This window comes from Tranquillimonas rosea, assembly GCF_900111315.1.
Taxonomy (GTDB): Bacteria; Pseudomonadota; Alphaproteobacteria; order Rhodobacterales; family Rhodobacteraceae; genus Tranquillimonas; species Tranquillimonas rosea.
Genome location: NZ_FOGU01000001.1, coordinates 374046 through 394799 on the forward strand (window position 1 = coordinate 374046; position 20754 = coordinate 394799).

19 protein-coding genes are annotated in these 20754 nt (G+C 68.3%); 6 read left to right on the top strand and 13 right to left on the bottom strand.

Features of this window, described 5'->3' with window-relative positions:
* Positions 1-3: 3 nt before the first annotated feature.
* Positions 4-333, bottom strand: coding sequence for a preprotein translocase subunit YajC (gene yajC / locus BMZ25_RS01780; RefSeq protein WP_092687467.1), 330 nt, complete (start codon positions 331-333; stop codon positions 4-6).
* A gap of 98 nt (positions 334-431) precedes the next feature.
* Positions 432-851: a hypothetical protein gene (locus BMZ25_RS01785; RefSeq protein ID WP_092687470.1), complete on the bottom strand. Its 420-nt coding sequence runs from the start codon at positions 849-851 to the stop codon at positions 432-434.
* Between the two features lie 91 nt (positions 852-942).
* Here BMZ25_RS01785 and serS point away from each other — a divergent pair, with 91 nt between their 5' ends.
* Positions 943-2229, top strand: a complete 1287-nt coding sequence (gene serS, locus BMZ25_RS01790; protein WP_092687473.1) for a serine--tRNA ligase — start codon at positions 943-945, stop codon at positions 2227-2229.
* Between the two features lie 9 nt (positions 2230-2238).
* Here serS and BMZ25_RS01795 read toward each other — a convergent pair whose 3' ends face one another.
* Positions 2239-3438 carry a GAF domain-containing sensor histidine kinase gene (locus tag BMZ25_RS01795; RefSeq protein WP_092687476.1) on the bottom strand — a complete coding sequence of 400 codons (1200 nt, stop codon included), beginning with the start codon at positions 3436-3438 and terminating at the stop codon, positions 2239-2241.
* A gap of 176 nt (positions 3439-3614) precedes the next feature.
* On the opposite strand from BMZ25_RS01795, the gene BMZ25_RS01800 reads away from it, so the two are divergent.
* The gene (locus BMZ25_RS01800) at positions 3615-4298 is read left to right on the top strand and encodes a tryptophan-rich sensory protein (RefSeq protein WP_092687479.1); all 684 of its coding nucleotides are present in this window, start codon (positions 3615-3617) and stop codon (positions 4296-4298) included.
* 55 nt (positions 4299-4353) lie between these two features.
* Here the strand turns inward: BMZ25_RS01800 and der are convergent, their stop codons facing one another.
* From der to BMZ25_RS01815, 3 genes are read right to left on the bottom strand one after another with little or no spacing between them, the layout of a single operon-like run.
* Positions 4354-5826: a ribosome biogenesis GTPase Der gene (gene der / locus BMZ25_RS01805; RefSeq protein WP_092687482.1), complete on the bottom strand. Its 1473-nt coding sequence runs from the start codon at positions 5824-5826 to the stop codon at positions 4354-4356.
* A 49-nt stretch (positions 5827-5875) separates the two neighbouring features.
* Positions 5876-7183 carry an outer membrane protein assembly factor BamB family protein gene (locus BMZ25_RS01810; protein WP_235859750.1) on the bottom strand — a complete coding sequence of 436 codons (1308 nt, stop codon included), beginning with the start codon at positions 7181-7183 and terminating at the stop codon, positions 5876-5878.
* Between the two features lie 47 nt (positions 7184-7230).
* The gene (locus BMZ25_RS01815) at positions 7231-7884 is read right to left on the bottom strand and encodes a hypothetical protein (protein WP_092687485.1); all 654 of its coding nucleotides are present in this window, start codon (positions 7882-7884) and stop codon (positions 7231-7233) included.
* A 201-nt stretch (positions 7885-8085) separates the two neighbouring features.
* Here BMZ25_RS01815 and BMZ25_RS01820 point away from each other — a divergent pair, with 201 nt between their 5' ends.
* Together BMZ25_RS01820 and BMZ25_RS01825 are read left to right on the top strand one after the other, a co-directional pair.
* The gene (locus tag BMZ25_RS01820) at positions 8086-9306 is read left to right on the top strand and encodes an efflux RND transporter periplasmic adaptor subunit (protein WP_092687488.1); all 1221 of its coding nucleotides are present in this window, start codon (positions 8086-8088) and stop codon (positions 9304-9306) included.
* The gene (locus BMZ25_RS01825; RefSeq protein WP_092687491.1) at positions 9303-13064 is read left to right on the top strand and encodes an efflux RND transporter permease subunit; all 3762 of its coding nucleotides are present in this window, start codon (positions 9303-9305) and stop codon (positions 13062-13064) included. The genes BMZ25_RS01820 and BMZ25_RS01825 overlap by 4 nt, the downstream gene beginning before the upstream one ends.
* 111 nt (positions 13065-13175) lie before the next feature.
* On the opposite strand, the gene BMZ25_RS01830 is transcribed toward BMZ25_RS01825, so the two are convergent.
* Positions 13176-14984 carry an ABCB family ABC transporter ATP-binding protein/permease gene (locus BMZ25_RS01830; RefSeq protein WP_092687494.1) on the bottom strand — a complete coding sequence of 603 codons (1809 nt, stop codon included), beginning with the start codon at positions 14982-14984 and terminating at the stop codon, positions 13176-13178.
* Positions 14985-15049: 65 nt separating this feature from the next.
* Positions 15050-16423 (bottom strand): LysM peptidoglycan-binding domain-containing protein, encoded by a 1374-nt coding sequence (locus BMZ25_RS01835; protein ID WP_143071488.1) that lies wholly within the window; start codon positions 16421-16423, stop codon positions 15050-15052.
* Positions 16424-16630: 207 nt separating this feature from the next.
* On the opposite strand from BMZ25_RS01835, the gene BMZ25_RS01840 reads away from it, so the two are divergent.
* Positions 16631-17188: an LOG family protein gene (locus tag BMZ25_RS01840; protein WP_092687500.1), complete on the top strand. Its 558-nt coding sequence runs from the start codon at positions 16631-16633 to the stop codon at positions 17186-17188.
* Here the strand turns inward: BMZ25_RS01840 and rarD are convergent.
* From rarD to BMZ25_RS01855, 3 genes are all read right to left on the bottom strand, one after another.
* Positions 17125-18084, bottom strand: a complete 960-nt coding sequence (rarD, locus tag BMZ25_RS01845) for an EamA family transporter RarD (protein ID WP_235859751.1) — start codon at positions 18082-18084, stop codon at positions 17125-17127. The two genes, BMZ25_RS01840 and rarD, sit on opposite strands and share 64 nt — an antisense overlap.
* A 78-nt stretch (positions 18085-18162) precedes the next feature.
* The gene (locus BMZ25_RS01850) at positions 18163-18621 is read right to left on the bottom strand and encodes a host attachment family protein (protein WP_092687502.1); all 459 of its coding nucleotides are present in this window, start codon (positions 18619-18621) and stop codon (positions 18163-18165) included.
* Entirely contained in the window at positions 18621-18836 is a 216-nt protein-coding gene (locus BMZ25_RS01855; RefSeq protein WP_092687505.1) for a hypothetical protein, read from the bottom strand. The genes BMZ25_RS01850 and BMZ25_RS01855 overlap by 1 nt, the downstream gene beginning before the upstream one ends.
* A 138-nt stretch (positions 18837-18974) precedes the next feature.
* Between BMZ25_RS01855 and BMZ25_RS01860 the strand changes: the two genes are divergently transcribed.
* Positions 18975-19601, top strand: a complete 627-nt coding sequence (locus BMZ25_RS01860) for a DedA family protein (protein WP_092687508.1) — start codon at positions 18975-18977, stop codon at positions 19599-19601.
* Between the two features lie 16 nt (positions 19602-19617).
* Here the strand turns inward: BMZ25_RS01860 and BMZ25_RS01865 are convergent, their stop codons facing one another.
* Together BMZ25_RS01865 and BMZ25_RS01870 are read right to left on the bottom strand one after the other, a co-directional pair.
* Positions 19618-19938, bottom strand: a complete 321-nt coding sequence (locus BMZ25_RS01865; RefSeq protein ID WP_092687510.1) for a hypothetical protein — start codon at positions 19936-19938, stop codon at positions 19618-19620.
* Between the two features lie 96 nt (positions 19939-20034).
* Positions 20035-20634 carry a superoxide dismutase gene (locus BMZ25_RS01870; protein WP_092688188.1) on the bottom strand — a complete coding sequence of 200 codons (600 nt, stop codon included), beginning with the start codon at positions 20632-20634 and terminating at the stop codon, positions 20035-20037.
* Positions 20635-20754 lie beyond the last annotated feature (120 nt).

Genomic DNA, 20754 nt, shown 5'->3' on the forward strand with positions numbered 1-20754 from the left:
CGCTTACGTGTTCGCCGGTTCGGTCTTGTTGAGCACCTGGCTGATCGTGCTCCTGACCACGCGGACCTTCACGTTGTCGGCCAGCTCGACCTCGAGCTCGCCGTCTTCCTTGACCTTGCTGACCTTGCCGATCAGGCCGCCGGCGGTCACGACCTGGTCGCCCCGGCGCAGCGCCTCGACCATCTTCTGATGGTCCTTCATCTTCTTCTGCTGAGGTCTGATCAGCAGGAAGTACATGATGGCGAAGATCAGGATAAGCGGAACGAACGAGGTGATGGCGCCAGCGGCGCCCCCTCCTCCGGCCGCTTGCGCAAAGGCGGGCGTGGCAAACATCGGCTATCCTTCGTCTTGCGGGGGCGACTGCGCCCCCTCTGCGTAACGGTGTCGTCCTATCTGTGGCCCCGGCGGTTGGCAAGCAAGTGCCCGCCCCCTCACCGCAGCGTGCGCTCGGTGGCCTCGGTCAGCGCGCCGCGGTCGCCCGCGGCATAGCGCAGCACGTCGATCCAGTCGAACACCAGCGACATGCAGATCGTTACAAGGAACGCCGCCATCATCCCCTGAGCGACACGGGGCCGCACCCCGTCGCGCAGCCGCACGACCAGGTGGATCGCCAGCGGCGTCCAGATCACCACGTGCGGCAGGCCCAGCAGCCGGACGAATCCCACCGCGGCGAACAGCCAGTGCATCGTCACCGCCACCGCGACGTTCGCCACCAGAATCACCGCCCCGTCCCGCCGCGTGCCGCGGAACGCCAGCAGCACCAGCGGCGCCACGATCATCGCCACCGTCAGCCACAGGACCCACAGCCGCAGGCCCTCGGGCATCGTCGCCACCGCTTGCGAAAAGGTCATCGCGCCTCCGTCTCCGTCGTGCCGGTTCCCCCTCGGGTCCAAATCGGCCATAACCGCGCGCGACTCGGACCGTAAGGGGACCCTAAGACCGATGCACGACATCCGCACCATCCGCGACAACCCGGACGCCTTCGATGCCGCCATGGCCCGGCGGGGCCTTTCCGGCGTCTCGTCCGAGGTGCTGGAGATCGACGGCGCCCGGCGCGAGAAGATCCACGCCGCCGAAACCGCCAAGGCCGAGCAGAACGCCGCCTCGAAAGAGATCGGCGCCGCCAAGGCCCGCGGCGACGAGGCCGAGTTCGAGCGTCTCCGCGCCCTGGTGGCCGACAAGAAATCGGACGTCGCGCGGCTGGAGCAGGAGGCAAAGGAGCACGACGCCCGCCTCACCGAGCTGCTGATGACGCTGCCGAACCTGCCCTACGACGACGTGCCCGACGGCGCAGACGAGGACGACAACGTCGAGCTCAAGCGCTGGGGCAGCCCGCGCGACTTCGGCTTCGCGCCCAGGGAACACTTCGACCTGCCCGCCGCCCGCGATCTCGACTTCGAGACGGCGGCCAAGCTCTCGGGCTCGCGCTTCGCCGTCCTGTCCGGCGCCATGGCGCGGCTGCACCGGGCGCTGGCGCAGTTCATGCTCGACGTGCACTCCGCCGAGAACGGCCTGACCGAGACGATCACCCCCGTCCTCGTCCGCGACGAGGCGATGCGCGGCACCGGCCAGCTGCCCAAGTTCGCCGAGGACAGCTACCAGACGACGAACGGCTGGTGGCTGATCCCCACCGCCGAGGTGACGCTGACCAACATCGTCGCCGGCCACATCCTCGACGAGGGCTACCTGCCCCGCCGCTACGTCGCCCACACCCAGTGCTTCCGCTCCGAGGCCGGCTCGGCCGGCAAGGACACCGCCGGGATGCTGCGCCAGCACCAGTTCGAGAAGGTCGAGATGGTCTCGGTCACCCGCCCCGAGGATTCCGAGGCAGAGCATGCCCGCATGACCGGCTGCGCCGAGGGCATCCTCGAACGACTCGGGCTGCCCTACCGCACCATCGTGCTGTGCACCGGTGACCTGGGCTTCGGCGCCCGGCGCACCCACGACATCGAGGTCTGGCTGCCGGGGCAGAACACCTACCGCGAGATCTCCTCGGTCTCGACCTGCGGCGCCTTCCAGGCCCGCCGCATGAACGCCCGCTACCGCGCCGACGGCGGCAAGCCGGACTTCGTGCACACGCTCAACGGCTCGGGCCTCGCCGTGGGCCGCTGCCTGATCGCGGTGCTCGAAAACGGCCAGCAGGAGGACGGCAGCGTCGCTCTGCCCGAGGTGCTGGCCCCCTATACCGGCGGCCGGACCACGATCACCGCCGAGGGCGTGCTGGCCTGACGGACGGCCCTACGGGGCCTCCGCCCCGGACGGCAGGGGCATCGTGAAGATGAAGGTCGTGATCTCGTCGGTGGATTGCGCGGTCAGCGTGCCGCCATGAGCCCGCGCGATCTCGGACGCGATATACAGCCCCAGCCCCACTCCCGCGCGGTTTGTCGTGTCGGCGGCCCGGTGGAACGGCTCGAACAACGTCGGCAGCAGCGCCTCGGGGATCGGCTCGCCCATGTTCGACACCGCGATCCGCAACCGGTCCCGCTCGGTATCGGCCTCGACCGTGACCGGCTCCTGCGGCCGGCCATGCACGGCGGCATTGCTCAGAAGGTTCGAGACAAGCTGACCGATCCGCTGCGGGTCGCACGGCACCTGCCGCCTTAGGTCCAGCTTGCGGACCACGCTGAAACCGTCGACGGCCTCCATCTCGGCCGCAACCGTCTCGATCGCGGCGCCAAGATCCGCGTCCGGGTCGATTTCGGCCTCGATCCCGCCACCGAGACGCCCCCGCGCGAAATCCATCAGGTTGTGAACGATCCCGTTCATCCGCTGGACCGAATGTTGCATCTCCTGCCGCAGGGTCTCGGTCGTCTCGTCCAGATCCGAACGGCCCATCATCCGCAGCCCCGAGGACAGCGACGCGATCGGGTTGCGCAGGTCGTGGCCGACGATGGCGATGAACTGCTCGCGCAGCTCGGCCGTCTTGCGTTCGTCCAGCAGCGCAAGGCGGCTGCGTTCCAGCTCTTCGAGCGAGTCGAGCTCCCGCGCCACCAGATCGGCGAACAGGCGGAACGTGCCCACCGTCGCCTCGGAACTGACCTCGCGCGGATCCGCGTCGATGGCGCAGAGCGTCCCGAAGAACGCCCCGTCGGCGCGCACGATCGGCACCGAGATGTAGCTCTTGAAGCCATACTGCGCCGGGACCGCGTGATCGTGGAAATCGGCATCGCGCGACACGTCGTCGATCGTCACCAGCGTGCCGCCGGCGCGGATCTCGTTGCAGATCGTCGTCTGGACCTCCAGCTCGTCGCCCGGCCCCAGCCCGAAGGCAAGATCGTCCCGCGAGGCGCAGGTGATCCAGCGATCCTCCGTCACACGCGCGATGGCGACAAAGCGCATGCCGGTGGTGCGTGCGCAGACATCGAGGATCAGGGGAACCTGCTCGATAGACTGGATCCGCGCGATATCGCGATCGAAGTCATGTGTGGGGTCGCTCATCGCACCGTCCGGCCAGAGGGCATTTCACGACCGTTAACATCCCGGGGCGCCCCCGGAAACCCGTCCTCGCGGCACCGTGCAACGCCGCGCCACGGGCGACGTTGCAATAAGCCTCGCAGATGCCGAAAGCCGCGGCAAGCCTTGCCTTGCCCGCATGCGGCGCCACCTCCCGCCCCATGCCGATCCTAGTCCTCGCCGCCGCGCTTGCCTTCACCCTTTCACCGCTCGTCTCCGACGGTTTCAACGGCTTTACCGCCGATCAATTCCCGGTGCCGCAGGACGAGCCCCCGGTGCAGCCCGCAGGCTATGCGTTCTCGATCTGGGGGCTGATCTATCTCTGGCTGATCGTCCATGCCGGCTACGGCCTCGCCCGGCGCCGCGCCGATCCTAGTTGGCAAGCGGCGCGCCCGATGCTGCTGGCCAGCCTCGCGGTCGGCGCGGTGTGGATTCCGGTCGCCAACGCCTCGCCGCTCTGGGCGACCCTCCTGATATGGGTGATGCTGCTGACCGCCCTCGCCGCGCTGATCCGCGCCGGGCGCGACGACCGGTGGCTACTGGAGACGCCGCTCGGTCTCTATGCCGGCTGGCTGACGGCGGCGAGTTTCGTCTCGCTGGCCCTCGTCGCCGCCGGCTGGGGCTTCGTCTCCGAAACCGTCGCCGCGTGGGCCGCCCTGTTCGTCGCTCTGGCGGTTGCAACAGCGATCATGCGCGTGCGCCCCGCGCCGGGTTACGCCGCCGCCTTCGGCTGGGCGCTGATCGGCGTCGCGGTGCAGAACGGCGGTACGCACCCCGGCCTCACCATCCTGGCCCTTGCGGGCGCGGTGGCGATGGCGTGGCTCTGGGTCCGCGCCGTGCGCTGATCGTATGCCGCCTTGTGCACGTTCGGTGCACGCCCGGTGCACGGTCTGTGCACCCTCAATCGGGGCGACTTTTGCCCAGATGTTTGCGCAGCTTCGACGGCCCCGGCTTGGTCTTGCCCTTGAACGGGTTCTGGTCGGATTGCGACCGCATCCACAGCCGCACCGGCGTTCCGGGCATATCGAAATCGTCCCGCAAACCATTGATAAGATAGCGGGAATAGCTTTCCGGCACGTCCTTGGGGTTCGAGCACATGACGACGAAACCCGGCGGCCGCGTCTTGGCCTGCGTCATGTAGCGCAGCTTGATCCGCCGCCCGCCCGGTGCCGGCGGCGGGTGCGATTCTATCATAGAAACCAACCACTTGTTCAGCTTCGCCGTACTGACCCGCCGGTTCCAGACCTCGTGCGCCTTGATCACTGCCGCCTGCAACCGGTCCAGCCCGCGCCCGGTCCTGGCCGACACCGTCACCAGCGGCGCCCCCCGCAGCTGCGGCAGAAGACGTTCAAAAGATTCGCGCAACTCCTTGATCTTGTTGTTCTTGTCGTCCTCGATGTCCCACTTGTTGACGGCGACGACGACCGCGCGACCCTCGCGTTCGGCCAGGTCAGCGATCCGCAGATCCTGCTGCTCGAACGGGATCGCGGCGTCCAGAAGGACCACCACCACCTCGGCGAACTTGACCGCGCGAAGGCCATCGGAAACGCTCAATTTCTCAAGCTTTTCCTGCACTTTCGCGCGCTTTCTCATCCCGGCGGTGTCGAAGATTCGCACCGGAACCGGCCCGCCCTGGCCGTGCCAGTCCATCGTGACCGAGATCGCATCCCGCGTGATCCCGGCCTCGGGCCCGGTCAGCAACCGCTCTTCGCCGAGGAACTTGTTGATAAGCGTGGATTTTCCGGCGTTCGGACGGCCGATGACGGCGACCTGCAATGGCCGGGACTCGGTCGGCACGCGGGGACCTTCGTCCTCGTCCGGCTCCTCCCCGACATCCACCTCGGTGACCGGCGCCTCGGCCGCGGCGCGCTCTTCAAATTCGCCGGCCAACGGCATGAGAAAGCTCAACAAATCGTTGAGCCCTTCGCCATGCTCGGCGGACATCCGGATCGGCTCGCCGAGCCCCAGGGCATAGGCCTCCAGCATCCCGGCATCCGCCGCACGCCCCTCGCCCTTGTTGGCCGCAAGGATCACGTGCTTCGCCTTCCGCCTGAGGATGTCCGCGAACACCTCGTCCGTCCCCAGCACACCCGCCCGCGCGTCGATCATGAACAGGCAGACGTCGGCCATCTCCACCGCCCGCTCCGTCAGTTTCCGCATCCGTCCCGGCAGCGACTCGTCCGTCGCCTCTTCCAGCCCGGCCGTGTCCACAACGGTGAATCGCAGATCCCCCAGCCGCGCCTCGCCTTCGCGCAGGTCGCGAGTCACACCGGGCTGGTCATCGACAAGCGCAAGACGTTTGCCGACCAAGCGGTTGAAAAGCGTGGACTTTCCGACGTTCGGGCGTCCAACGATGGCGAGGGTGAAGGTCATGGCTCTGCCCTGCGTTACGGGAAGTCCCGCCCCTTACACCCTTTGCGCCTCAGCGGAAAGCGTGAAGGTCACCGTCCTGGGACACGACATACATCACACCGTTCGCGACCGCCGGCGCGCTTGCCGCGCCGCCCGGCAGCGCGACCTGCTGCACCACTGTCCCGTCGGTCGCATCGAAGGCGCGGAGCACCCCGTCCGAGGACGCGACCCACAGCCGGCTTCCGGCCAACAAGGGCCCGAAATGATTGTATATTTTCTCGCGCTTACTGGCCCGCTCTCGCAGGTAGAGCGGCAGTTCGACGCCCCACACCCGCTCGCCCGTCGCGGCATCGAGCCGCACCAGCTCACCCAGGTCGGACAGCAGGAAGACCGAACCACCCACGGCGGCAACAGGGCCGAGAGCGCCTTCGCGCACCGACCAGACCCGTTCACCGCTGCTGGCCTCGAACGCGACAGTCCGTCCGCCCGAGCTGCCCACGTAGATGCGGCCGCCCGACACGACGGGATCGCCGCTGAGATCGGAATACCGGGCATAGACCCGCCCCTGACGCTCACCCATGACGCGGCCGGTCCAGAGGTTGTAGCCCCCCTCGCGCAGCGCCGCGATCATCTCGCCGCTGGAGAACGGGAACAGCGCCGTCCGGTCCGTGACCGCCGGGGCCGAGCCTCCGACCACGCCGACATCGCCGGGCGTGCCCTGAACGGTCCATTCGACACGGCCGGTCTGGGTGTCGATGGCCCACCCGCGCGCATCGCGGCTGACGACGTAGACGAGATCGCCGTAGACCGCCGGCGCGCCCGAGGCCGGCGCGTCGAGGTCCTGGCTCCAGAGTTCGCGGCCCGTCGAGACATCGAGCGCGAAGAGATCGCCGAAGGCGGTGGTCACGAACAGGGTGCCGCCCGACACCGCCAGCCCGGCGCCCGAGGCGTCGTCGGGACTGTCGGTGGCCGGCGTCAGATCGGCAGACCAGAGTGCGTTGCCCCCGGTGTCGTGCGCCATGACGCGGGCACGGCTGTCGACGGTGAATATCCGTCCGCCCGAGACAACCGGAGCCGCGGTGATACGGTGACGCCGGTTTTCGCCCTGCCCGATCGAGGCGGTCCAGATCCGCTGCGGCGCGGCCGAGAAGGACACGTTGCCCGGGTCGTGCTGCGCGTCGCCGGCCACGTGCGTCCAGTCCGCGTTGGTGCGCGGTCCGGGGATCGAGATCGGCGCGGCACGGTCCGCCGCGGCGGCCGCGTCCTGCTGCGGCGGCCGCAGGTCAAGCCGTTCGCCGGTAAGGATCAGTTCGCGCGGCGCGCACCCGGCCGCGACGGCAAGCAGCAGACAGGCCCCAATCGTACGTCCCAGTATCATTTTGTCTCGCGTCGCCCCTTTCAGACTGCCTGCGCCGATCCGCATCGTCATGCTGCGTCCGGCGAGCCGCCGAGCGCCACGATCAGTTGCGACGCACGCTGTTGCAAGCCCTGGCTCACGCCATCTTCGCCGATGAGGTCCTGAAGAACCCCCAGCGCCGCGTCGTCATCGCCGGCCGCGACATGCGCCATCGCCGTCTGCTCCAGCGCCAGAAGCCGGTACGGCGCGCCCGGGATGGTCAGCGGCTCGAGCCGGTCGATCCGCTCCTGCGGGTCGAGATCGTCGCCGAGCAACAGGACGGACTTGATCTGCGCCAGATCGCGGTAGACGGCGTCGAGGTCCTGGTTGCCCGCCAGCGCGTCGAGCGCCTCGGCCGAGGCGGCCCGCATCTCGGCATCCTCGACCTCGCCGGCGGCGATCATGGTCAAGATCGCCTGGCGTGCGCCAGAGGCGTCGATCTCGGCCAGCGCGGCGCGGCGCGCCTCGGCGCTGTCCTGCTCGAGCGCGGAGAGGATCGACGAGCCGAACGCCTGCGCCTCGGACGTCTGTTGCGCCTTGCGGTATTCATTCCAGGCGGCCCCCGCGACAAGGACGACGACGGCGACGATGCCGACCCAGCCCCAGCGGCGGAGAAAGTGGAACATCCGGTCGCGGCGGACCTCTTCGGACACTTCGTCGATGAAGGAGTCTGGATTGCTCACGCGGATGCCCTTCCCGTTCTCTGGCGCTGCGTTCCTATCGTGCCGCGCGGCGTGTGCCAAGGGCCACGCAAAGGTTCGGACAACATGCCGGCAATATTGCACCCTTGGCGTGAAACGCTTATGTTTCACAAGTCCTGACGGGAGCGCCGCGCCGGGCGGCGCGGACCTCCCCCATAGAACCGTGAAGAAGGTCCGGGAACCATGCGCCCGATGTCGATCCTGATCGCCGCGCTGGTCGCATTTTCCTTGTATCTTCTGGTACTTGAACGTCCCGCATTGCTTGCGCTGGCCGGGGTCGAGCCCCCCGCTCCCGGTGCCGCCACCGACGTCGCCCCCGCCGCGTCCCCGAACGCGGTGTCGGTCGTCGCAGTTACCTCTCAGGCCCGCCCGATCGACAGCGCCGTGCTGGTGCGCGGCCAGACCGAGGCCGCCCGCATCGTCGAGGTCCGGGCAGAGACGGCGGGCAAGATCGACCGCCCGCCCTTGCGGAAGGGTGCCGATGTCTCGGAAGGCCAGGTTCTGTGCCGGCTCGATCCCGGCACGCGCGAGAACGCGCTGGCCGAGGCGCAGGCCCGTCTGCTTGAAGCCCGCGCGGCGACGCCGGCAGCCGAGGCGCGCCTGGTCGAGGCCCGCGCGGCGCTGGAAGAGGCACAGGTCAACGACACCGCGGCCCAACGGCTCAGTCAGGACGGTTTTGCCAGCCAGACGCGCGTCGCGGCGACGCGGGCCGGCGTCGAATCCGCGCGCGCCGCCATCCAGGCCGCGACCGGCGGGCTGGAGACGGCCCGCGCCCAGATCGAGACTGCGGCCGCCGCCGTGGCCGCCGCCGAGACCGAGCTGTCGCGCCTCGAGATCCGCGCGCCCTTCGACGGGCTGCTGGAATCCGACACCGCGGAACTGGGCGCGCTGATGCAGACCGGGGGGCTGTGCGCCACGGTCATCCAGCTCGACCCGATCAAGCTGGTCGGGTTCCTGCCCGAGACCGAGGTCGACCTCGTCTCGGTCGGCGCCGGCGCCCGCGCCCGCCTAGCGTCAGGGCGGAGCGTGGAGGGCGAGGTCACGTTCCTCAGCCGGTCGGCCGACCCGCAGACCCGCACCTTCCGCGTTGAGGTCGAGGTCGCCAACACGGACCTCTCGATCCGCGACGGACAGACCGCCGAGATCGTGATCGAGGCCGAGGGACGCGAGGCGCACCTCCTGCCGCAATCGGCCCTGACGCTCAACGACGGCGGCGATCTCGGGCTGCGCACGGTTGCCTCCGACGGCACCGCTCAGTTCGTCGGCGTGCAGGTCATGCGCGACACACCCGAGGGGGTCTACGTGACCGGCCTGGACGAGACGGCGGATGTCATCGTCGTGGGGCAGGAATTCGTCACGGACGGCGTTCCCGTCACCCCGACCTACCGGGACGCGGGCAGATGACCGGCCTCGTGGACTGGGCCGCTGCCCGTGCGCGGATGGTCCTGGCGTTCATCATGCTCTCGCTCGCGGCCGGCGCCGTGACCTACACCGCGCTTCCGAAAGAAGGCGAGCCGGATATCGAGATCCCCGCCCTCTTTGTCTCGGTTCCGTTCCCAGGCATATCTGCCGAAGATTCCGAGACGCTGCTGGTTCGCCCGATGGAGACCGAGCTCTCCGACCTCGACGGCCTCAAGACGATGGGCGCCACCGCGGCCGAGGGCTATGCCGGCATGGCGCTGGAGTTCGAGTTCGGCTGGGACAAGACCCGGATCATGGCGGATGTCCGCGACGCCATGAACAAGGCCGAGGCCTCGTTCCCCGACGGCGCGGAGCAGTATTCGATCAACGAGATCAACTTCTCGGAATTCCCGATCATCATCGTCAGCCTGACCGGACAGGCCCCCGAACGCACCCTGTTGCGGTTGGCGAAAGAGATGCAGGACCGGCTCGAGGGACTGGAACCCGTGCTCGAGGCGGCAATCGCGGGCGATCGGGAAGAGATGGTCGAGGTCGTCATCGACCCCTTACGGCTCGAGGCCTACAATGTCACCGCCGCCGAGCTGATCCGGGTGGTGCAGAACAACAACCAGCTGATCGCGGCCGGCGAGGTCGAGACACAGCAGGGCGCCTTTTCCGTCAAGATCCCGTCGAGCTTCGACGACCAGCAGGACATCTATGCCCTGCCGGTGAAGGTGAACGGCGACCGCGTCGTCACCTTGGGCGATCTTGCCGACATCCGCCTCACCTTCGAGGACCGCACTGCGACTGCGCGGTTCAACGGCGAGACGACCGTCGCGCTGCAGGTGGTCAAGCGCAAGGGATACAACCTGATCGACACGGCCGCGCTGATCCGCGACGAGGTCGCCGCCGCGCAGGAGACATGGCCCGGGGAACTGCGGCAGGTGGTGTCGGTCGAGACATCGAACGACCAGTCGCGGCAGGTCCGCTCGATGGTGCAGCAGCTCGAAGGGTCGGTCCTGACGGCGATCGCCCTGGTGATGATCGTGGTGCTCGGCGCCCTCGGCATCCGCTCGGCCCTGCTTGTCGGCTTCGCGATCCCGACCTCGTTCCTTCTGTGCTTCATTCTTCTGGGCCTGATGGGGATCACGATCTCGAACATCGTGATGTTCGGCCTGATCCTCGCCGTGGGGATGCTGGTCGACGGCGCCATCGTCGTGGTCGAATACGCCGACAAGCGCATCTCCGAGGGCTCCGGCCCCATGCGGGCCTATGTCGAGGCGGCCAAGCGGATGTTCTGGCCCATCGTCAGCTCCACCGCCACGACGCTCTGCGCCTTCCTGCCGATGCTCTTCTGGCCCGGCGTCGCGGGTGAGTTCATGGGGATGCTGCCGGTCACGCTGATCTTCGTGCTCTCGGCCTCGCTGATCGTGGCGCTGGTGTATCTGCCGGTGATGGGCGGGGTCGCGGGCCGGCTCAGCCGCGTCTTCGAGCATGCCGCCGGCAGCCTGAAGGCGGCTACGCCGTGGCCGACGCGCGTCGGGCTCGCCCTCCTTGCCGGCGCTCTCGTCTTCGTCGGCGCGATGCAGTCCCTCAATCCCGGCTACCTGCCGATGATGCGCGCCGCACCGCCCTGGGCCGGCACGGTGCTGGGCGCCCTGCTGATGCTGGCCGGCGCGTGCGGGCTGGGCGTGACCCTCACCTCCCTGAAACGTCCGCCGCGTCCCCGCCCGCCCCGCGGCGGTCGCCGCCGGACGCCGTTCGGTCACGTCATCACGCTGATCGCCGGCAACCCGGTGATGCCGCTCGTCACCATCGGGGCGATCTGCATCTTCGTCTACCTGACCTTCGTCTACTACGGCGCCAACAACAACGGCACCGAGTTCTTCGTCGAGAGCGAACCGGAACAGGCGCTGATCTACGTCAAGGCCCGCGGCAATCTTAGCCTCGCCGAGAAGGACGCGCTACTGCGCGAGGCCGAGGACGAGGTTCTGGACGTCGTCGGCATCCAGAGCGCCTTCGCCTTCGCCGGAGACGGCGGGCTCAGCTCGAATACCGGCGGTGCCGAGGGCCCGCCCGACGCGATCGGCCAGATCCAGGTCGAACTGATCCCGTGGGAGGACCGCCCAGCCTATGCTGCGTCCCATTCCCGCGACGTCTCCCTGGCGCAGCTCGACGGCAACGCCGTGATGGATGCGGTCCAGGCCCGCCTCGACCGGCTTCCCGGCGTCCGGACCGAGGTGGTCGACCTCGCCATGGGCCCGGCCTCGGCCAAGCCGGTGCACCTGCGCCTGACCGGAGACGACTGGGACGCGCTGCTCGCCGCGACCGAGACGGCCCGACAGCGCTTCGACGCCACGCCGGGCCTGATCGACATCGAGGACAGCCGCCCCCTGCCGGGCATCGACTGGCAGATCGACGTCGACGTCGAGAAGGCGGGCCGCTTCGGCGCCGACGTCGCCACGGTCGGCGGCATGGTGCAGCTTGTCACCCGCGGCATCCTCCTCGACACGATGCGCGTGCCCAGCTCGGACGAAGAGATCGAGATCCGCGTCCGCCTGCCCGAACGCGACCGGGTCCTGTCGACCCTCGACAGCCTCAAGGTCCGTACCGCCGACGGCCTCGTGCCACTGTCGAACTTCGTCACCCGCAAGCCGGTGGCAAAGCTGGGCCAGATCGACCGCGTCGACCAGAAGCGTCATTTCGACGTCCGCGCCGACGTCGCGCCCGGCCTCGTCTCGCTGGGCACCGCCGCGTCCGAGGATCGCGACATCCTCGCCGTCGGCCGGGTGCTGACGCCCGAGACCCCCTCGCCCGAGGGCGGCCCCACGCCCGGTCACCGCCTCGACCTCGCCGGTGGCACGAGCGTCGCCCTCCTGAACATCTCGCAGGACACAACCGCCGAAACCCTGCGCAGCCTCGCCGCCGAGGGCCGGCTGATCCCCCGCCCCATCAACCCCAACGAACGGATCGCCCGCCTGACGGAATGGCTGGAGACCACCGATCTCCCCGCCGGCATCGACTGGGAATGGACCGGCGACCAGGAGGACCAGGCCGAAAGCCAGGAGTTCCTTGGCAAGGCCGGCATCGCCGCGCTGGGGCTGATGTTCGTGATCCTGCTGGCGCAGTTCAACAGTTTCTACAACACGCTGATCGTGCTGACGGCGGTGGTTCTCTCCACCACGGGCTGCCTGATCGGCATGATGGTGATGGGCCAGCCCTTCTCGATCATCATGACCGGCACCGGCATCGTCGCACTGGCCGGCATCGTGGTGAACAACAACATCGTCCTGATCGACACCTATCAGGACTACGCCCGCTACATGCCCGCAACCGAGGCGATCATCCGCACCGCCGAAGACCGCATCCGCCCGGTCCTGCTCACCACGATCACCACGATGGCGGGCCTCGCACCGATGATGTTCGGCCTCAGCCTAGATTTCGCGGGCGGCGGCTACAGCATCGATTCACCCACCGCCCTCTGGTGGAAGCAGCTCGCGACGGCCGTCGTCTTCGGCCTCGGCATCGCGACGGTGCTGACGCTCGTCTTCACCCCCTCGGTGCTCGCCGCGCGGGTCTGGGTCGTCACCTACGCCCATGCCCTCGCCGGCCTCCTGGCGCGCGCCTCGATGGACCGCTCCAGCCGCGCGACGCGCGACTGGGCCCTGCGCCGCGCCGCCGCCCGGGTCAGGCCGCCCGAGATTCTCTGGGACACCACGCCAGCCTCTCCTCGCCCGCCCACGCTCCGCGCCGCCGAGTAAGCCTTCTTCTGTCCCGAAATATCCCGGGGCCAGCGGGGCAGAGCCCCGCGACCGCGCCGCCCGACGGGCGGCGCCATGATCGTGTCGCGCCCGGCGGGCGCGGCCGCCAGGTCAGGCGGCGTCCTCGACCGCCTGGCGCCGCCAGAGCGCGGCGTAGCGGCCGCCGCGCGCCAGCAGGGTCTCGTGGGTACCGGCCTCGACGATGCCGCCCTCCTCCAGCACCACGATCCGATCGGCATCGGCCACGGTCGACAGGCGGTGGGCGATCGTCAGCACGGTCCGCCCGCGTCCCACAGCGCGCAGCGCGTCCTGGATGTCGCGCTCGGTCTCGGTGTCGAGGGCACTCGTCGCTTCGTCCAGCAGCAGGATCGGCGGGTTCTTCAGGAGCGTGCGCGCGATGCCCACCCGCTGCTTCTCGCCGCCGGACAGTTTCAGCCCGCGTTCACCCACCCGGGTCTCGTAGCCTTCCGGCAGACCCACGACGAAGTCGTGCAGCCGCGCCGCCCGTGCCGCCGCCTCGATCTCTTCCGGCGGCGCTTCGGGACGGCCGTAGGCGATGTTGTAGCGGATCGTGTCGTTGAACAGCACCGTGTCCTGGGGCACCACCCCGATCGCGGCGTGCAGGCTGTCTTGGGTCACCTCGCGCAGGTCCTGCCCGTCGATCCGGATCGCCCCGCCGGTCACGTCGTAGAACCGGAACAGCAGACGTCCGATCGTCGACTTGCCCGACCCGGACGGGCCGACGATCGCCACCGTGCGCCCCGCCGGCACGGTCAGCGACACGTCCCGCAGGATCGGCCGCTCGGGGTCGTAGCCAAACGTCACGCGGTCCAGCTCGATGCAGCCCTCGGTCACCGTCAGCTCCGGCGCGCCGGGACGGTCCGCCACCTCGGTCGGCCGGTCGAGCAGGTCGAACATCTCGGCCATGTCCACCAGCGCCTGCCGGATCTCGCGATAGACCGAGCCCAGCATGTTCAGCGGCATGGTGATCTGGATCATGTAGGCGTTGACCATCACAAAATCGCCCACCGACAGCGCGCCGTTCGCCACCCCCACGGCAGCCATGACCATCACGATCACGAGGCCCGCCGTGATCAGCAGCGCCTGCCCGAAGTTGAGGAAGGCGAGGGTATAGGAGGTCCGCAGCGCGGCCTCGACATACCGCCCCATGGCCCCGTCATAGCGGTCGGCCTCCCGTGTCTCGGCGCCGAAATACTTGACCGTCTCGAAGTTCAGGAGGCTGTCGATCGCCTTCTGGTTGGCGTCGGTGTCCTGCGCGTTCATCTCGCGGCGGATCTTCACCCGCCACTCGGTGACCTTCAGCGTGAAGGTGACATAGGCCGCGACGGTCACCACGACCACCACGAGGTACCAGAGGTCGAACGCCACGGCGAGCACCACGGCGATCATCGCCAGTTCCAGCAGCAGCGGCCCGATCGAAAACAGCAGGAACCGCAGCAGGAACTCGACGCCCTTCACCCCGCGCTCCATGATGCGGCTGAGACCGCCGGTGCGCCGCGAGATGTGATAGCGCATCGACAGCCGGTGGATGTGACTGAAGGTCCGCAGCGCGATCATCCGTAGCGCGCGTTGCCCGACCCGCGCGAAGACGACGTTGCGCAATTGCTGGAAACCGGTGTTCAGAAGCCGCGCCATCCCGTAGGCCACCGTCAGCCCGACCGCGCCGGCCCCCAGCGTCCAGGCGGCGTCGACCGCGCCCTCGCCGGCCAGCGTATCGACCGCCGCCTTGTAGATGACCGGCGTGCCCACGGCGATCAGCTTGGCCAGCACCAGCGCCGCGAGCGACAGCACGACGCGCCGCTTCACCCAGGGCTGGTCGTTGGGCCAAAGGTACGGCGCCACCCGGCGAATGGTCCGCATCCCGCTGGCGCGGTCCTCCGCGGCGGTCGTCTCGGTCATCAAAGCCTCGCCTGCTCTCAGGACGCTGAAGTTAGGCCGGAAGGGCGCCGCCGGCCAGCGCCGCGTCACTCCGGCACGGTAAAGACCTGTCCTGGATAGATCAGGTCGGGGTCGCGGATCTTGTCGCTGTTCGCATCGAAGACCCGGACATATAGCATCCCCTGCCCGTAATTCTCGCGTGCGATCTGCCACAGGGTAAAGCCGGGCTGGACGGTGACGACGGAGTTCCGTGTGCCGTCGGGCCCCTCGACGAGGCGGGCCAGCGCCTCGGGCGCCTCGGGCCGGAACGGCGTCTCAACGCGCGAGACGACGGCACCGTCGTCGCCGATCTCGTCCACGCGCAGGGTATAGACCCGCCGCTCCACCGTCGGCAGCTCGGCCTGCCAGCTGCCGTCGGCCGAAATCTCGCTCGTGCGGATCGCCCGGTTGTCGAGATAGACCCGGACGAAGCCCCGCCCCTTGCCGCGCCCCGAAAGGACCACCTCTCCGGCGGCATCGTAGCTGATGGTATCGATAACCACGCTCTGCGCCTCCGGCCGGTCCGGCCGCTGAAGCACGCGCACGCCCCTGTCCTCGGCCAGCAGGACGGTCGGGCCGGCAGACGCCGGATCGGCCCCGTCCACCGCTTCCGGGGCGTTCGCGGTGCCGGCGCCGGGCGCCTCGGGGGTGGCCGGCACGTCGCTCACGCCGGTGTCGGTCTGAACCACGGCCTGCTCCGCCGCAGCCTCCGTGCCGCCCGGCCCATCGCCTGCAGCGTTCCCCTGGGCCGACGCCACCGCTTCAACGGGCTCCGTCCCGTCTTCCTGCTCTACGCCGGCGGCGATCGGCACGGCATCGTCCCGCTCGTCGCGTGCCGCTTCCGCACGTTCGGAGCGCGCGGTCTCTCCGGTCTCAGGCACCGCACCGGCGTCGCCGGGACGGACGATCCGCGACGCGGCGTCAATCTCCGGGGCGGCCGCGAGGGTCGAGGGCGCGTCGCCCTCGGGGCGTTCGCCGGTCGCCGGCTGCGCCGGTGCGATCAGCACGGTCTGGCGCGACACCTCCTCGACGCCGGTGGCATCGGTGGTGCGCAGCGTCAGCTCGCGGGCCTGCCCCATGGCACCGAGATCGAGCATCGCGAAGAACGACCCGTCGCCGCCGCTGGACGCCTCCCCCGCCACCTGTCCGTCGACGAGGATCTCGACAGAGGCATTCGGCGCTCCGCGACCCGCCACCTGCGCGCGCCCGTCGGGCTCGACCCGCACGAGGTCGAAGCTGGGGCCTTCTTTGGTGTCGGGCAGATCCGGGGTCGGTTCCGCGGACGGCACCGTACGATCGGCCGTCGGCGCCGCAAGAGCGACCTCGTCCCCGGCGTCGTCGCTCGTGGCACCATCTTCCGAAACGTCCGCCGGTTCAGTCACGGCCGACAGCATGTCATCGCCGTTCGTCGTGTCATCCAAGCCACGCTCCGGCCTCTCCGACAGCCAGAACGCGGCGCTTCCGATCGCGATGACAGCGGCTCCGGCAGGCCACCAGCGGCGCAGCTGAAATCCGGCGCCCGGCATGGTCGCGTCCTTCCTCAAGATCGCGCCGCCTGTCCCCCCGAGGCAACGCTTGAGACACGATAGCAACGCCGATATGCAGGGTCAAAAGGGGAACGGTTAACGATGACAGCGCCAACAGCTTCGATCTGCGTCTATTGCGGCTCGCGAGACGGTAAGGGTACGGCCTATGCCGAGGCCGCGGAAGCCACGGGCGCGATGCTTGCGCGCAACAACTGGCGGTTGGTTTACGGCGCCGGAGATGTCGGGCTGATGGGTCGTGTGGCCCGCGCCGCGCAGGCGGCGGGGGGCGATACGTTCGGCGTGATCCCCGGACATCTTCTGGACCTCGAGGTCGGCAAGCGCGACCTGACGCGGTTCGTGGTCACGCAGACCATGCACGAGCGCAAGAAGGTCATGTTCATGAACGCCGATGGGATCGTGGTGATGCCCGGCGGCGCGGGCAGCCTCGACGAGTTCTTCGAGGTGCTCACCTGGGCGCAGCTGGGACTGCACCGCAAGCCCTTGATTCTTTTGAACATCGACGGCTTCTGGGATCCGTTGCTCGGATTGATCGACCATGTGATCGACCGCGGCTTCGCCGACGAGAGCCTGAAGGGCTACGTCACCTCGGTGCCGGAGACCGACGCGCTCGAGGACGCCCTGCGCGCCGCCCTTCCCTGACGCAGCGCCTCGGCGGAATACAGCGCCAGGGCCGTCCAGATCAGCGCGAAGGTGATCGCGTGCGCGGGGGTGAAGGGTTCGGCAAAGACCAGCGTGGCGCAGAGGAATTGCAGCGTCGGGTTGAGGTATTGCAGCAGTCCGACCGTCGCCATCTCGACCCGCCGCGACGCCGCGGAGAACAGGATCAGGGGCATGCCGGTCAGCGGTCCGGACACCATCAAAAGCAGCGTGTCGTGCCAGTTCGTGCCATAAACACCGTCCGCGCCGACGGCGAAAAACAGCCAGGCCAGCGCGATTGGTGACAGCAGAAGCACCTCGGCCGTGACCGACACGACCGGACCCGCGGCGATGCCGCGCTTCAGCGCGCCGTACATCCCGAACGTCATCGCGAGGATCAGCGAAATCCACGGAACGGCACCCAGCCCCCGCGAGAGCCACAGAACGGCAAGCGTGGCCAGCCCCACCGCGAGCGACTTCAGCAGCGACAGACGCTCGCCGAACAGCACCACCCCGATCATCACCGCCACCAGCGGAAAGATGTAGTAGCCGAGCGACGCCTGCATGGCGTGACCGGTCTGCACCGAGAAGATGAAGAAGAACCAGTTGGTCGAGATCGACAGCGCCGCGAGCAGAACGATCCCTGCCCGCTTCGGCCGCGCGAGCAGGTGGCCGATCTGCGCCAGACGCCCCTGCACCATAAGCACCCCGGCGAAGAACACCAGCGACCACAGCGTCCGGTGCGACAGCACCTCCAGCGGCGGAACGTGTGCGAGCAGCTTGTAGTAGAGAGGCGAGAGGCCCCAGATGGTGCAGGCGCCCAGCATCGCCAGCACGCCCAACGTCGGGGAACTCGGCACCGGCAGGGCGGCGGCAACTTGTCTGGAAAACTGCGTCATCTCGGCGCGGACCCTGCGCCGCCACGCTGGAACTTGCAAGAGGCACCCCCGTCGACGGGGATGCCTCTCAAGCGGATGTCAGGCAGCGTCGAGTTCCCCCACGACGATGCGCTCGATCTCGTGCACGGGGTGGTTCGTGAGGGTCTTGGGGATTTCGCTCACGACCTTGGCCGAGACTTCCTTGTGCAGCTCGCTGCGCAGCGAGCCGAGGATCTGCGGTGCGGCGACGATCACGAGGTTCTCGAACTTGTGCTTGTGCGCCTTCTTGTACAGCAGCTCTGCCAGCTCGGACGCGAAGCGGTCCTTTTCCAGCTGGTGCCAGTCGGTATCTTCGACCTTCGAGCTGTGCGCCGACGGACCATCGTTGAAACGGCCGGGCTTGTTTTCCGCCTGGTCGCGCGCCGGCGGGTTCTCGTGCTCCTCTTCCCGCACGACGACGAGCTGCGGATCCTCGCCGTCCGCCACGTTCTCTAGGAACAGCGCTTTTTCACCGTCGGCGATCAGGACCCAAGAGCCCTGGGTCAGCAAGGCGGCCATTATTCGTCCTCCTGGTCTTCGTCGTCTTTCTTCAGCGAGTCGGTCACGCGGGTGCGGCCCGCGGGATCCTTCGTGGCCTGCTTCAGCTCATCGGCCGAGGCGACCTGGCGGTTGGGTTCGCCGCCAGCGCGGCCGCCTTGCGAGATGTCGGCGTCGACGCCGGGCACCTTCTCGGTTTCCTTGATGCCGTCCTTGGATCGCTTGCGCTCTGCCATGTCGGGTCTCCTTTCGTTTGGGGTTCCAACTTGGGTGGATCGGCCGCGGTTCCGCCCCAAAATTTGCTGCGCAGGAACATACCGGCCGCTGCCATCTTGTGTCCCGACAAGACCGTTAGCGCTGCCCTGGAGGCCCCCTTGTTCGACTGGATTACCGGTATCATCGACAGCCTCGGCGTCGTCGGAATTGCCGTGCTCATGTTCGCCGAGAACGTCTTTCCGCCGATCCCATCCGAGTTGATCATGCCGCTTGCGGGCTTCAACGCGGCCCGCGGGGACATGCCGCTGATCGGGGTCATCATCGCGGGCACGATCGGCGCCGTGGCCGGGGCCTACATGTGGTACTGGATAGGCAAGCGGATCGGCATGCGCCGGCTCAAGGACCTGTCGGATCGGCACGGCCGGTGGCTGACCATCTCTCCCGACGAGATCGACCAGGCGAACGGCTGGTTCCAGCGCCACGGCGGGCTGGCCGTGCTGATCGGGCGATTGATCCCGACGGTACGCACGTTCATCTCGGTGCCCGCGGGCGTGGCGCGGATGCCGCTAAAACGCTTCCTCGCCTATTCGACGGCGGGCACGGTGGTCTGGAACCTGTTCCTGACGCTCTGCGGCTATTTCCTCGAGTCCCAGTACGAGCGTGTCGTGAGCTGGCTCGATCCCGTCTCGACGGCCGTGGTCGTGGGCATCCTGGCCTTCTATGCGTGGCGCGTGGCCACCTATGGCCGCCGGATGCGGCGACACGCGGCGTCTGGCAGCAAGTAAGGCCGTCCGCGCCCGATCACTCGGCCGCGCGACCCTCTTCCACCAGCTTGGCAAGATCGTCGGGACGGCGCAGTTCGCGCCGCTCGCCGGCCACCGTGCACATGACGACAGCCGCGGCCTCTTCGTCGATCAGCAGTGGCCACAGCCAGCGGACCGCATCGTCGGTCGAGACCTCGGAGGCGAGGATCAGGCTGGCTGTCAGCTGAAACCCCTCGCGCTCGCCGTCGAGCACGGCGTCGACGGCCATCGGCGTCAGCACCACGCCCGGCGGCGTCTCCCGCGATGCCTGAAGCGTGTGGACGGCTTCAGCCTCCAGCCCTTCGAGTTCGATCAGCATGTCCTCTCTCCTCTTGCGGCACGACAAAAGAAAGGCGCGGCCCCGCCTCGGCGGGGGCCGCGCCAATCGCTGTCCAGCGTCGATCCGGCCTGCGGATCACATGCGGCTGGCGACGTTTTCCCAGTTCACCAGGTTGTCCACGAAGTTCTGCAGGTAGGCCGGGCGCTTGTTGCGGAAGTCGATGTAGTAGGAGTGCTCCCACACGTCGACGCCGAGAAGCGCGGTCTGGCCAAAGCACAGCGGGTTAACGCCGTTCTCGGTCTTGGTGACCTTCAGGCTGCCGTCGGTGTCCTTGACCAGCCAGGCCCAGCCCGAGCCGAACTGCGCGCCACCGGCGGTGACGAACTGCGACTTGAACTCGTCGACCGAGCCGAACGCATCCTTCAGCGCGGTTTCCAGCTCGGACGGCATGGACTTGCCATCAGGACCCATCATTTCCCAGAACTGGTTGTGGTTCCAGTATTGCGAGGCGTTGTTGAAGATGCCCGACTGTGCGACCGAGTTCGGATCGTAGGTGCCCTTGATGATCTCTTCGACGGGCTTGCCTTCCCACTCGGTGCCGGCAATCGCCTTGTTGCCGTTGTCGACATACGCCTTGTGGTGGATGTCGTGGTGATACTCGAGCGTCTCGCGGCTCATACCCAGATCCGCCAGCGCGTCGTGCGAATAGGGAAGATCGGGAAGTTCGAATGCCATGGCGGCCCCCTCGTGGTTCATGTGAATTGACACTCTGCACCGGGTAAGTGTCCCGATGCGGTCACCACGTCAAGGTTTGGCGCGGACGTTGGTTCCGGAAAGCGCATCCGAATCCGGGCG